The sequence below is a fragment of the Rothia sp. HMSC065D02 genome (assembly GCF_001815285.1).
Classification (GTDB): domain Bacteria; phylum Actinomycetota; class Actinomycetes; order Actinomycetales; family Micrococcaceae; genus Rothia; species Rothia dentocariosa.
Genome location: NZ_KV820074.1, coordinates 23,169 through 36,480, shown reverse-complemented (window position 1 = coordinate 36,480; position 13,312 = coordinate 23,169). Strand labels below are relative to the sequence as shown.

At 54.9% G+C, this 13,312-nt stretch carries 9 protein-coding genes; 4 read left to right on the top strand and 5 right to left on the bottom strand.

All coding sequences use genetic code 11. The annotated features are described in order from the left end of the window. Nucleotides 1-198: 198 nt before the first annotated feature. Both mfd and HMPREF3016_RS01435 read left to right on the top strand, forming a co-directional pair. Nucleotides 199-3,888 (top strand): transcription-repair coupling factor, encoded by a 3,690-nt coding sequence (gene mfd / locus HMPREF3016_RS01440; protein WP_070739614.1) that lies wholly within the window; start codon nt 199-201, stop codon nt 3,886-3,888. Then, entirely contained in the window at nt 3,888-4,166 is a 279-nt protein-coding gene (locus HMPREF3016_RS01435; protein WP_246826713.1) for an amino acid transporter, read from the top strand. Before mfd ends, HMPREF3016_RS01435 begins: the two co-directional genes overlap by 1 nt. Nucleotides 4,167-4,260: 94 nt before the next feature. Here HMPREF3016_RS01435 and HMPREF3016_RS01430 read toward each other — a convergent pair whose 3' ends face one another. Continuing rightward, entirely contained in the window at nt 4,261-4,509 is a 249-nt protein-coding gene (locus HMPREF3016_RS01430) for a hypothetical protein (protein WP_004006172.1), read from the bottom strand. A gap of 353 nt (nt 4,510-4,862) precedes the next feature. Here HMPREF3016_RS01430 and HMPREF3016_RS01425 point away from each other — a divergent pair, with 353 nt between their 5' ends. After that, nucleotides 4,863-6,272, top strand: coding sequence for an NAD(P)H-quinone dehydrogenase (locus HMPREF3016_RS01425; protein ID WP_070739611.1), 1,410 nt, complete (start codon nt 4,863-4,865; stop codon nt 6,270-6,272). Between the two features lie 81 nt (nt 6,273-6,353). Here the strand turns inward: HMPREF3016_RS01425 and HMPREF3016_RS01420 are convergent, their stop codons facing one another. The 4 genes from HMPREF3016_RS01420 to HMPREF3016_RS01405 all read right to left on the bottom strand — a co-directional run bounded on the left by HMPREF3016_RS01420 (nt 6,354) and on the right by HMPREF3016_RS01405 (nt 12,207). Next, complete coding sequence (locus tag HMPREF3016_RS01420) at nt 6,354-7,754, bottom strand: MFS transporter (RefSeq protein ID WP_070617223.1); 1,401 nt, start codon at nt 7,752-7,754, stop codon at nt 6,354-6,356. A 238-nt stretch (nt 7,755-7,992) separates the two neighbouring features. Continuing rightward, complete coding sequence (locus HMPREF3016_RS01415) at nt 7,993-9,816, bottom strand: acetyl/propionyl/methylcrotonyl-CoA carboxylase subunit alpha (RefSeq protein ID WP_070739608.1); 1,824 nt, start codon at nt 9,814-9,816, stop codon at nt 7,993-7,995. 129 nt (nt 9,817-9,945) lie between these two features. Further along, nucleotides 9,946-10,680: a Maf family protein gene (locus HMPREF3016_RS01410; RefSeq protein ID WP_070739605.1), complete on the bottom strand. Its 735-nt coding sequence runs from the start codon at nt 10,678-10,680 to the stop codon at nt 9,946-9,948. Between the two features lie 102 nt (nt 10,681-10,782). After that, the gene (locus HMPREF3016_RS01405; protein WP_070739602.1) at nt 10,783-12,207 is read right to left on the bottom strand and encodes a dicarboxylate/amino acid:cation symporter; all 1,425 of its coding nucleotides are present in this window, start codon (nt 12,205-12,207) and stop codon (nt 10,783-10,785) included. Nucleotides 12,208-12,427: 220 nt separating this feature from the next. Here HMPREF3016_RS01405 and HMPREF3016_RS01400 point away from each other — a divergent pair, with 220 nt between their 5' ends. Next, complete coding sequence (locus tag HMPREF3016_RS01400) at nt 12,428-13,195, top strand: hypothetical protein (protein ID WP_070739599.1); 768 nt, start codon at nt 12,428-12,430, stop codon at nt 13,193-13,195. The last annotated feature ends 117 nt before the right edge of the window (nt 13,196-13,312 follow it).

The following is a 13,312-nucleotide window of genomic DNA, read 5'->3' as shown; positions in this document are numbered from 1 at the left end:
AGCCGACGAACAATAGATTTTATCGTGAAGGTCCACCCCACCGGCTGTAGTTGAGGAGATAGACAAAAAGCCTGAGCGAGATACCCCTACGGTATAAGATAGACGGGTACCCAAACGCATCAACGTGGCAATATAGAGCGCACGCGTTATTGGGAGGCGCCGCCTTGATAGCCACCGCATCCGGTAGAAGGAGTATCCGTGAAACTAACTGGACTGAGCCGTCTTCTGGCAGAACAGCCCTCCTACCGTCATATTCTTGAAGCCTGCGATGTTCCCGCTGCGGAACGTCCTGTCCAAACCTTGATTGGCGCCGTTGCCGGTGTACAGGCACCCCTCATAGCTGATCTTGCCGTTGCAGTACGGCGCCAGTCCAGAACCGGAAAAACTCCGCTGACGCTCATTATTACACCAACCGAGCGACAGGCTGAGGATACCGCGCATGCCCTGCACTCATATTTACCCGATCACCATATCGAGAGCTTTCCTGCGTGGGAAACTCTGCCGCATGAACGGCTTTCGCCACGCAGCGATACCGTGGGAAAACGTCTGAATGTTCTGCGCTCTATAACTCATCTTGAAACGCCGACTCCACAGGTTGTTATAGCCCCGGTGCGCGCGGTCATTCAGCCCCTCGTGGCTGGTATTGAGAACCTGGAACCGGTAAGCCTGGCACGCGGTGAAGAATACTCTTTCAAAGACGTTATTAAAGGTCTAACAGATGCCGCATACTCGCGTGTAGATCTCGTAGCAAAGCGTGGTGAATATGCGGTTCGAGGCGGTATTATCGACGTCTTTGCACCTACCGCACAGCATCCGGTTCGCTTGGAATTCTTCGGCGACGAACTTGACGAAATACGTTACTTCTCAACGGCAGACCAGCGCACTCTAGGGCAGGAAGCAGACCACCCAACGCACGTTACTTTACTCCCATGCCGTGAGCTTCTCATTACCCCGGAAGTTATGGGACGTGCTGCCCGACTCAAAACGGACTATCCGGCGGCATCGAGCATGCTTGAGAAAATTGCGGGAGGTATCTATGTCGAAGGCATGGAATCTCTAACCCCGCTTCTTGTCGATAAAATGCAGACTCTTGTGTCTCTGCTCCCCGAAGAATCACTCATTATTTCTCTGGAACCTGAGCGGGTGCGTGCCCGTGCCGAAGACCTTGTGGCAACCAATGAGGAGTTTTTAGCGGCCGCTTGGGATGCTTCCGCCGATGCGGGTTCGCGTGCGCCCATAGACTTGGGACAGCTTCGGGTCAGCGACAGCGGGTTCCGCACGATTGCCACGACCCAGCAGGAATCTTTGGACCGTAACCTATCCTGGTGGGAAATCACCGAGCTTGTCGATAGTGTAAACCTTCTCAACAATGCTCTCGGCGACGACATCCCAACTATGACGGTCGCGGCACAGGCTCCAGCGTCCTTCACCGGCTCGGTAGAACAAATGCTTCACGAGGTTGGTTCGCTGGTTCGTGACGGCTGGACGGTACTGGCGCTTACCAATGGGCGAGGATCCACCGACCGCCTCATCGAACTTTTCCGTGAGAGTATCTCAGGAGAAGACCCAATTCCGGCCATACGCCGGGAAACCCTCGACCGGGGAACGGAAGGCGCTCTACAGCCCGGAGTCGTCGAAGTTTGTGAGACCCCAGCCTCTGCCGGATTTTTAATTCCTGAGGCGCGCCTTGCTGTTTTGACTGAAGGTGAAATTTTGGGCAGGCGCGGCACCTATGCGCCACGTGGCGCGAGCGGCAAAAAACTCAAACCCCGTAAACGACGCAACGCCGTCGATCCTCTGGCGCTAACCCCTGGCGATTATGTGGTGCACGAACGCCACGGTATCGGTAAATTCATTGAAATGGTTTCGCGCCCAGTCGCTGGAGTGTCCTCAAAACATGGGGAAACCCCTTTGAAAGAATACCTGGTGATCGAGTATGCGCCTTCAAAACGCGGGGGAGCCCCTGACCGCCTCTTTGTACCCTCTGATCAGCTGGATCTCATTTCGCACTATGTGGGAAGCGAAACCCCGACCCTCTCTAAAATGGGCGGGAGCGACTGGGCTAAGACAAAGAACCGCGCACGTAAAGCAGTTAAAGAAATTGCCGCTGACTTGGTGAAACTCTACTCGGCGCGGCAAGCTTCGCGCGGTCATGCATTCTCAGAAGATACTCCCTGGCAACGGGAACTTGAGGAATCTTTTCCTTATAATGAGACTCCCGACCAGCTTACCGCTATTCACGAGGTTAAGGCGGATATGGAGAAGGAAATCCCCATGGATCGCCTGATCTCCGGGGACGTCGGCTTTGGTAAAACGGAGGTCGCTATTCGGGCGGCCTTCAAAGCCGTGCAGGATGGTAAACAGGTTGCCGTACTCGTCCCCACAACCCTGCTGGCGCAGCAGCATTTTGAGACTTTTACCGAGCGTTTCTCGGGATTCCCCATCAAAATTAAGGTGCTATCGCGCTTCCAAAAAGCTAAAGAAACCCGCGCTATCGTGGAGGATATTGCCTCCGGGAGTATAGATGTGGTGATTGGTACCCACCGCATCCTCTCGGAAAACGTGAAGTTCAAAGATCTTGGACTCGTAGTTATTGATGAGGAACAGCGCTTTGGCGTGGAGCATAAGGAAAAGCTCAAGCAGATGCGCACTAATGTGGATGTGCTTGCCATGAGCGCCACCCCGATTCCGCGCACGCTCGAAATGTCGCTCACCGGTATTCGGGAAACCTCAACGTTGGCGACCGCACCGGAAGAGCGGCATCCCGTGCTCACTTTTGTGGGGCCGCGTACTGATGCCCAGATTACTGCCGCTATTCGACGCGAACTTATGCGGGAAGGGCAGGTATTCTTCGTCCATAACAGGGTGGCGAATATTGATACTGTTGCCGCCGAAATCGGTAAGCTCGTGCCGGAGGCACGCATCGCCACGGCGCACGGGCGCATGAGCGAATCTCGGCTTGAGCAGATTATCGTGGACTTCTGGGAGCGACGCTTCGATGTTCTAGTATGTACAACTATCGTAGAAACTGGATTGGATATTTCAAATGCCAATACCCTGATTGTTGATAACGCCCAGAATTATGGACTGAGTCAGCTGCACCAGCTGCGCGGGCGTGTGGGTCGCGGGCGTGAACGGGCTTATGCCTACTTCCTGTACCCGACGGATAAGAGCCTGGGTGAAGTTGCGCATGAACGCCTCAAAGCAGTAGCAACCCATAACGAGCTGGGTGCCGGACTGCAGCTGGCGATGAAAGACCTTGAAATTCGCGGCGCCGGAAACCTGCTCGGCGGCGAACAATCCGGGCATATCGCAGGTGTCGGCTTTGATCTGTATCTGCGTCTCGTAGGAGAAGCCGTGGCAAACTTCCGTGGCGAACAGGAGAACACCGAGGTCGAGGTTAAGGTTGATCTTCCCGTCAACGCCCATATTCCGCATGATTATATTGATGCGGAACGTCTACGCCTGCAGGCATACCGCCAGATAGCCTCCGCAGACACCGATCAGAAGATCGCGGAGGCACGCGAAGAGCTTCATGACCGTTACGGGGCCTTACCCGAGCCCGTGGAGAATCTGCTTCAGGTGGCGGTGCTGCGCCGCGAAGCACGGGAAGCAGGCATTCATGAGATTACTGCGCTGGGCCCGAAACTGCGCGTGGTCAGCGGTGAACCGCTGCCGGAATCACGGCAGATGCGCCTCAAACGTGTGTATCCCGGCTCAACCCACACGCAGCCGAAGGGTCTGGACACGTGGCTGACGCTGGTTCCGCGTCCTAAGACTCTGCCGGTCGGTGGCGTGGACCTTATTGACGGTTCTATGTTGGAATGGTGCTCGAAGTTCATTAACTCTATCTACGCGGCAGACCCGAAAGCATTGGAGGAGTCATGATGTCATCGGCACCTACCCCGCGCACCCCGAAAGGCTGGGTGCGACTTCTGCTGAGTATCGTGGGATGGGCTGCGCTAGGTTTTGTCGCCTTAGGAACGATTGTCTGGGTATTTTTCAGCTCGTACGGGTTAACGGTGTACTTCGTTGTAGTGGCGTACCTGCTGATCGCGGTTGCTTGCGGTGCACCTGCCCTCCTGTTTTATGTCGCCCATCGAGCTAAGGTTCGCAGCGGAGAATTTGGTACGAGCGGACCGGTAAGGTTTGGCAGCAAGGAATAGCGTGGGAGCAACATATTGCCGGACGGTGTCACATTTCTTATAGACTGTGACACCGTCCGGCAGATAAGAAAAACTATAAAATGGGGTACTTCAGTTACTTCTGTACCTTATTCTGATCCGTAATCTTACGGGTTGTCTTCGAGGGCAGCAGATGGAACACAACACCAAAGAAAATTCCAAACGCAACGAGGGCTCCGGCATACAGAACCGGACCGCCTTCGGGGTAGGTGCCCAGCAGGTAGAGGGATAGAAGCAAAAATACGAAGCAGCCGATGAACAACACTGCGTTCTCAAGATGCCTGCCCTGCCCGGAGTAGGCGGGAGGTTTCGTCGTTTTAGCCATAATTTTCCTTCATCTGTAGCGACCTGCATTGGGTCGATGATGTGTGTGCTTCACCCCGGTTTCAGTGCCCTATAAACCTTTATAAACCGAGAAATCCTTTCTCAAGTATAGTGTTTTTACCCGCGCGAATGCACACTTATGACACTGCGCAACTTCAAAACTATGGTTCATGACGTTACCCAGCAAATATAAGACTCTCGTAGGCAGCAAGATGTATCCGTAGCGTTTTCGGCGATTCTATCGCTCCTGCAGGCATCACGGTACCTACTCGGCACCAAAAATCGGCATTTAATATCCTGGAGACGACGGCGGTTTCGGTTGAGTATTTCAGTGTGATAGCACACAATGAAAGTGTGACTTCAACAGTGAACTATGCATCCCAACGAATCGTGATACTAGGCGCTGGGCCCGGCGGCTATGAGGCCGCGCTTGTGGCAGCATCATCGAACGCCGATGTGACAATCATCGAACGTAATGCTCTAGGCGGCTCCGCAGTCCTAACCGATGTAGTACCTTCGAAAACGCTTATCGCTACCGCAGATATGATGACTCGTTTCTCTGATGCTGGGCGATTGGGAATCGAAAATACCAAGGGCAACGCACCGCAGCTGCAAGTAGATATGAACCGGGTGAATAGCCGTGTTTTGGATCTAGCGCATCAACAATCCGCCGATATCAAACGAGCCCTTGCCTCCGCCGGGGTCAAAATTATCAGCGGCACCGGTAAGCTTACCGGCCCGTATACCGTCGCGGTTACCGATAATACCGGGCTGGAATATGACCTGCATGCAGACTTTATTCTGCTTTCGGTCGGGACACATCCACGTGAGATGGCGACCGGGCAGCCTGATGGGGAACGGATTCTCACCTGGACGCAGCTCTATAATCTGCGTGAGGTACCCCGCGAACTCATCGTAATCGGTTCGGGTGTTACCGGTGCCGAATTCGCATCTGCCTATAACGGGCTTGGCTCCCAGGTGACCCTAATTTCTTCGCGAGATCGTGTGCTTCCAGGCGAAGACGAAGATGCCGCGCGTGTGCTGGAAGACGTCTTTGAGCGCCGTGGTGTTCGGGTAATGCCGCGGTCGCGTGCGAGCGCCGTGGAACGCACCGACGACGGTGTGGTGGTGACTCTCTCCGATGGACGCAAGGTTTCCGGTACGCATTGCTTGGTCGCAATTGGTTCTATTCCCAACACTGAAGGACTGGGTCTTGAGACTGCTGGTGTAGAGACCAATGAGTCGGGATATGTGGTTGTCGATGCTGTTTCACGCACGTCAGTACCGCATATTTACGCTGCGGGAGACTGCACGGGTGTGTACCCGTTGGCTTCCGTAGCCGCTATGCAAGGGCGCATCGCGATGGCGCATCTTTTGGGCGATACGGTGCATCCGCTTCGCACCGATCGAGTGGCAGCGAATATTTTCACCACCCCGGAGATTGCGACCGTGGGTATTAGTGAGAAAGACCTTGCCGCCGGGGTTTATCGAGGCGAGGCTGTCATGCTTCCGTTGACTACGAATCCGCGCGCCAAAATGATGGCGTTCCAAGATGGCTTTGTGAAGATTTTTGCCCGTAAGCACTCCGGTACTGTGATTGGCGGGGTTGTGGTCGGTCCGCGTGCATCCGAACTTATCTATCCTATTGCGCTGGCTATCGAGAAGAAGCTGACGGTGGATGATTTGGCCGCTACCTTTGCTGTATACCCGTCTCTGTCCGAGGCGATTTCTACGGCATCGCGACAGCTTCACACCCGTGTTTAGCTTTTTGCATAGCTCTTGATATAGGTTTGAGGGGCGTGACTCTATATGAGTCACGCCCCTCAAATGCATACAGGATTCAGGTTATTTAGTGCTGACCGCGTTCATATCGACGTCGCGGGTTTCATGCGTGAGCAGGATGAAGAGAACACTCAGCAAGGATGCACCTGCTAGGTAGTATCCGACGGCCCCAACACCAAACTTCGTATTCAGCCATACCGCCACGAACGGGGTCAAGGCTGCACCCAGAATAGATGCCATATTGTAGGCGATACCGCTGGCGGTGTACCGCACATTGGTGGGGTACAGCTCGGGCAGGTAGGCGCTCATGGAGCCGAAAGAAAGCCCCATCAGGCACATTCCGATGAACATGAAGATGGTAACTGCGGTGGTATTGGCCTGTGCTCCGGTACCCACGACGGAGGGTGCAATAAATAGGGTGAAACTACCGCCGAAGACAGCCATAGCGATAGTGGTCCACAGCTGCTGTTTGCGGCGACCGTATTTGTCGGCTAACCATCCCGAGACGGGAATAAAGAGCGCAAAACCAATGATAGAGATGAGCTGAATCTCCAAGAACTTGTGGTAGGGGATGCCCAAACCACCCGCATTAACCTTTCCAATACCGTAGGAAAGAATCCATGCAGTCATCAGGTAGAACAGCACGTAGCATGCCACCATGATAAAGGTACCCTGAATCATGGGCCACCAGGCAACTTTGAACGCCTCAACCAACGGGGTCTTGACCTTCTCATCGTTCTCGACGGCTTGAGCAAAGACAGGGGTTTCTTCGAGCTTGAAACGCACATACAGACCCACGGCAACCATGAGGATGGAGAGCAAGAACGGAACACGCCAGCCCCAAATCAGGAAGGGGTGATCGAGGTTCTTACCGTCTGTGGCGGAGTTGAAGGTAATCCAGCTGGTCAAAAGCAGCATGAATCCGTTAGCAAAAACGAAGCCAATGGGCGCGCCCAGCTGGGGCCACATAGCGGAACGTGCGCGCTTGCCTTCTTCGGCATATTCGCTGGCGAGCAGAGCCGCACCCGACCATTCGCCGCCCAGGCCTAGACCCTGGCAGAAACGCATAATGGTTAGCATTGCCGGTGCCCACAGACCAATCTGATGGTAGGTGGGCAACAAGCCAATGAGGAAGGTCGCTAACCCCATAGTGAGGAGTGCGCCCACAAGCGTTGCTTTACGGCCGATCTTATCGCCGAAGTGACCGAAAACGATAGAACCCAGCGGGCGGGCGATAAAAGCAACGCCGAAGGATGCGAAGGAAGCTAACAGCTCAGTGGTAGGGTCTTTGGACGCGAAGAACAGAACCGGGAAAACCGCCACAGCTGCGGTGGCGTAAATATAGAAGTCGTAGAATTCGATGGTGGTGCCCACCAGAGAGGCGATAATAACTCTGCTCTTGGGGGTTGTATTCTTAACCTGCGTGCTGTGCCCGGCGGAAACGTCGGGCGCGTGTGTGCTCATCGTGAACAGCTCCTGAAAAGGGATAGTAGCGACTACGCTCGATGCTGTGAGTGTAGATTTTCAACTTTTATATTCTACGCCTCGCGATGCGGTGCCAACATCCTGTATTCATTATCTGGACCATTCAGCTGTATTTCAGTGTTCGAGGATGAAAAGTCAGGAACACACGAAACAAACCGCCGGATGCGTATGAGAGAACGCATCCGGCGGTTATAGGGTATAGAGTCCCGTCAGAAGGCTATTTGATGGTGGCTAGAACGGCACCTGCGGTGACGGTATCGCCCGCCTTTAAGGACAGCCCGGAAATCTTACCGGCCTTATGCGCGTTGATAGGCTGTTCCATCTTCATAGCCTCTAGCACCAGGATCAGATCGCCTTCAGCGACCGTGTCTCCATCAGCAACGGAGACCTTCACGATCGTACCCTGCATGGGGCTTGTCAGATCGTCTCCGCTGACCGCATTTGAACCGCCGCGAGCACGGGACTTACGGGTCTTCGATGTGGGTTTTGAACTGCTCTTGGCAGGAGTACCGCCCAGCTCAGGCAGAACAACCTCAAGACGCTTACCATTAACCTCAACGACCACGGTTTGACGTTCGGCATCGTCATCATCCACGCTGCCGGGAGCGCCGGAGTAGGGCGAAATGGTGTTCTTGTAATCGGTTTCGATCCACCGGGTGTGAACCTTGAAATCTGCTCCTGCAGCGGGGGCGAAATCGGGTTCGTCCAGAACTGCGCGGTGGAAAGGAACCACCGTCGGAAGGCCGTCGAGTGTGAGCTCGTCTAGCGCTCGGCGAGCGCGTTCGATTGCCTGCTCGCGGGTAGCACCAGTTACGATGAGCTTGGCCAGCATCGAGTCGAAGTTGCCGCTGATAGCATCGCCTTCTACGAAGCCGGAATCCCAGCGCACACCAGGGCCGGAAGGAACACGAAGTTTTTCGATGGTACCCGGTGCTGGCATGAAGGAACGCCCTGCATCTTCGCCGTTGATGCGGAACTCGAAGGAATGACCCCGCAGCTGGGGGCTCTGCGGATCGATTTTCTCGCCGCGGGCAATGCGGAACTGTTCACGCACCAGGTCAATACCCGATACTTCCTCAGAAACCGGGTGCTCAACCTGCAAGCGGGTGTTCACCTCTAGGAAGGAAATCGCTCCGTCCGGGGCAAGCAGGAACTCGCAGGTACCCGCACCCTGGTATCCGGCTTCCTGCAGAATCTTGCGGGATGCTTCATAGAGCCGGTCGCTTTGTTCTTCCGTAAGGTATGGGGCGGGGGCTTCCTCTACGAGCTTTTGGTTACGGCGTTGAAGAGAACAATCACGGGTCGAAACGACTTGCACATTACCGTGAGCATCGGCCAGGCACTGGGTTTCAATATGGCGCGGGGAATCTAGGAAGCGCTCAATAAAACATTCTCCGCGGCCGTAGGCTGCGACCGCTTCCCGTACGGCGGATTCGTAGAGCTCGATAATATCGCTGCGGTTGCGCACAACCTTGATGCCGCGACCGCCGCCACCGAACGCTGCCTTGATCGCGATGGGCAAACCATGCTCGTCGGCAAAGGCGAGTACTTCATCAGCAGACTCTACGGGGTCCTTGGTCCCAGGTACCAAGGGGGCACCCACTTTCTGGGCGATATGGCGCGCGGCGACTTTATCGCCCAACTGGGTAATAGATTCGGGGGAGGGACCAATCCAGGTTAACCCGGCATCAATGACTTTTTGGGCGAATTCGGCGTTTTCTGAAAGGAAACCGTAGCCGGGATGCACCGCATCCGCGCCGGAACGAATAGCTACCTCAATGAGCTTGTCCATCACCAGATATGACTGGGGCGCGGTCGCCCCTCCTAGAGCGTAAGCCTCGTCTGCGAGTTTAACGTGCTGGGCATCGCGATCCGGTTCTGCATAAACGGCGACGGTCTCTAAACCTTCGTCACGGGCCGCGCGAATAATACGTACCGCGATCTCGCCGCGGTTAGCAATAAGAATTTTACTGACCGGACCGGTATGGTGTCCGGGAACAGCTGTAAAGTTTTTGATGGCTTTTGCCGGGTTGTGAGTCACTGAGGCTCTCCTTTTTATCCTGCCGAAAGCATAGCGAGAAAAGCTGAGAATGGCGAATATATAGCGCCGAATGACGCGAAAAATATAAGAAAAGTGAGGATGCTTATACCGGGTTTGGCTTAGCGCTCGTTAGTCTGATGAGGACTTCCAGAAAAAGCTTATCGATATCCCATATTGTGAGAGCATTTCCTTGAGTGCATTCACCGACAGCCCAATCACCGTATGTGATTCCCCGTCGATGCCCTGAATAAAGGCAGCACCATATCCGTCGAGGGTAAAGGAACCCGCTACATGAAGTGGCTCACCCGTGGCAACATAAGCATCAACCTCTGCGGCGCTCATCGGCGCAAAGTTTACGGTAGCGCTGCGTACCTGCTGAACGGCGGGAAGCTGTTTATCTTTGGTCTCACCGATCCCATCCCGTAAATCTATGAGGCAATGCCCGGTGTGGAGCACCCCGCTTCGACCACTCATCGCAGCGATGCGCTCGCGTGCTTTCTCAGGGGTATGCGGTTTGCCGTAGGCAACCGATTCAAACTCAAAGACCGAATCGCATCCGAGTACAAAGGCGTTTACTATACCCTGGGCGGCGAGAAAATCAGCGACCGCGCGTGCCTTTGCCTCCGCAAGAATGCCGGAGACCTCCGCCGGGGTTAGGTCAGTGCGGCTCTCTTCGCGGGCGCGTTGGGCAGCGCTGGCGAGTACCGCATCCTCATCGACATCAGAGACATGAATATCGAACATAATGCCGGAGTCTTCAAGGAGCTTTCTACGCGCGGGTGATGCGGAAGCCAGAATCAGGCGCGGTGCGGGCTTTGATGCCGAATGCGACGCACCGGATGGAACAGAAGATTGGGAAGTCATATCTTTATTTTAGAACGAGTATCAAGATTGGTCTTCATACGAGAGAACGACCTCCGTACCATACCGATGCGCCGCATACCTTATGCCGTAGCCAAGAACCGCCTAGGACGCAGCGGTAACCTTGGCAGAACTAGGCGAGGTATCCTCGCCACGAATCAGCTTCGACTGGGCGGCTTCCACAAGATCCTGCGGCACAAACCCGTTAGCGCTGCGCGGTGCATTGTAGATCTCGGCGCTGAGGATACCCTCGCGCTTAGAGACAATCGTTGGAACCAAGGCTTGCCCGGCCACGTTCAAGGCGGTACGTCCCATATCAATAATCGGGTCAATCGCCAATAGAAGACCCACTCCATCAAGGGGAAGACCCACAGTCGAAAGGGTCAGAGTGAGCATCACGATAGCGCCCGTTGTACCTGCCGTAGCGGCAGAACCCAACACCGACACCAGAATAATCAGCAGATACTGCGAAATATCCAGGTGCACTCCGTAGAATTGCGCCACAAAAATAGCTGCCAGCGCGGGGTAGACGGAGGCGCATCCATCCATTTTGGTCGTAGAACCCAGCGGCACTGCAAAGGATGCGTATGCACGCGGCACGCCGAGATTACGTTCGGTAACGGCCTCAGTCATGGGCATAGTGCCCATCGAAGACCGCGATACGAAACCAAGCTGCACTGCGGGCCATACGCCCGAGAAGTACTGTTTCACAGAGAGCCCGTTGAACTTCACGATCAGGGGATACACCACCAGGAACACGAGGAGCAGACCCGCATACAGTGCCGCAATGAACTTCACCAGCGAGCCCATGGATGTCCAGCCGTAGGCATAGACGGCATGCCCGATCAGCCCGATCGTGCCCAGCGGAGCGAGGCGAATAATCCACCACAGCACCTTCTGAATAATGGCGAGCGCGCTCTTGACGATATCAATAAAGGGCTTAGCCGCATCGCCCACCTTCAGAGCCGCAATACCGATAGCCCCCGAAATCACGAGCATTTGGAGCACGTTAAAGGAAACCGAAGAAGTTATACCGGAGCCGGTGGTTTTCGTGGTGACCTCAAGCCCTAAGAAATTGGAGGGGATAATTCCGGTCAGAAATGCTGTCCATGATCCCCGGGTGCTGGTGCTGCCCGAGGCGCTTACCTCGGCACCCACACCAGGCTGAACGAGCAGCCCCAGTACGATACCGATGGAGACCGCAAAAAATGCTGTAATAGCAAACCAGATAAGAGTCTTAACCGCTAAACGCGCCGCATTCGTCACCTGCGAGAGATTCGAGATTGAGGCAACGACGGCGGTAAACACCAGCGGGATCACCGCGGCCTTAAGGAGAGTCACATAGGACGTGCCGACAGCGTCTAGAGTGGCCATGAGCCAGTTGGGGTTATTTTTTGCATCGCCGCCGAGGGTGAGTGCAACGTACCCGAGCGCGATGCCCAGAATAAGGGAAGCTATAATTTGATGTCCGAAAGAAGTAGCCCAGCTGGGAAATCTGGATTTTTGCGGTGTTTCATGTGTAGTAGGCATGGCGTTACTGTAGACCCGTAAGAGAAAACAGCGGTAATTAGTGTGACGAACTATGACTGTATGACATAGCGTGACCGTGCAAGCGCCACCGAAAAAGACCCGAGGCACGTATTATTGCTAATTTTTATCGGCTCAGAAAAGCCTTTGTGTGCGGCGTGCTTGGTATCCTGAAAAGAGCCTGTTATCACCGAGACAGGATAGTGTGAAGGAGAAATGACCCGTGAGCGGGGCCGAACATCAAACCGCAGATGCCGCAGACGTAGAGCATCCGGAGAACGTACAGGACAATCAAGACCTCAAGTCTCCTCCTGCACGCGGTACCGGTAAGAAAGCGCTCGCAGTGTTCGGCGCCGGTGCCCTTTTGGCAGGCGGCGGCATATTCGCCTATAACTCTTTGCACCAGAGCGAGGAAGCCTTCAGCGCGGACGGTGAAGAATACGCTCAGGTTTGTCAAGACTCCAACACCGGGCTGCGCGTTGAAGACGAGCAATGCGAGAAGGCAGAGAAAGAGGCCGGGAATACTTCTTCGGATTCCAGCTCTGGCTCTTCGGGCGATTCTCATTCCGGAACTCAGAATTCCGGTAATTCGGGCACGACACACCATTCCGGTACAACCAATGCGTTCCTGTGGTACTACCTAGGGCGCCGCAGCGCCGGTACCACATCCATCCCCGCCGTAGGTTCATCCCTGAGCGGCGGCAGCACCACACGCCCCAATTCGGGAACGGTATACAGCGGTCTTTCCCGCAGCGGCGGCGGATTTGAATCCTCCTATAAGAGCGCTAAAAAGACTTCCACCTATTCCTCGGGCAAGGTGACGGAATCGCGCAGCGGCGGCAAGACTACGACCTCTAAGGGAACGGGACTGACGGGGAATAACTCGGGCGGTAAGGGTGGAAGCAGCTCGAATAATAAAGGTGGCGGCTCCGGGAGTAAAGGCGGCTTCGGTGGAGGCTCGAAGTCCGGAGGCGGTACCTCCGGCGGATAGCCCGCTCCGCGTATTTTCTCAAGGGATACAAACACCCGGCTGACGTACCTATATCTGCGCCGGTTGCTCTATACGCCTCGCAGATGAGAATTCTCTACAAGTTCCTATACTGCACAT

Bases quoted from the DNA above. Each gene is read 5' to 3' on its own strand.
- HMPREF3016_RS01410 (WP_070739605.1), bottom strand. From the start codon at position 10,680: ATGACTTCCCAATCTTCTGTTCCATCCGGTGCGTCGCATTCGGCATCA.
- HMPREF3016_RS01420 (WP_070617223.1), bottom strand. From the start codon at position 7,754: ATGAGCACACACGCGCCCGACGTTTCCGCCGGGCACAGCACGCAGGTT.
- HMPREF3016_RS01435 (WP_246826713.1), top strand. From the start codon at position 3,888: ATGTCATCGGCACCTACCCCGCGCACCCCGAAAGGCTGGGTGCGACTT.
- HMPREF3016_RS01430 (WP_004006172.1), bottom strand. From the start codon at position 4,509: ATGGCTAAAACGACGAAACCTCCCGCCTACTCCGGGCAGGGCAGGCAT.
- HMPREF3016_RS01405 (WP_070739602.1), bottom strand. From the start codon at position 12,207: ATGCCTACTACACATGAAACACCGCAAAAATCCAGATTTCCCAGCTGG.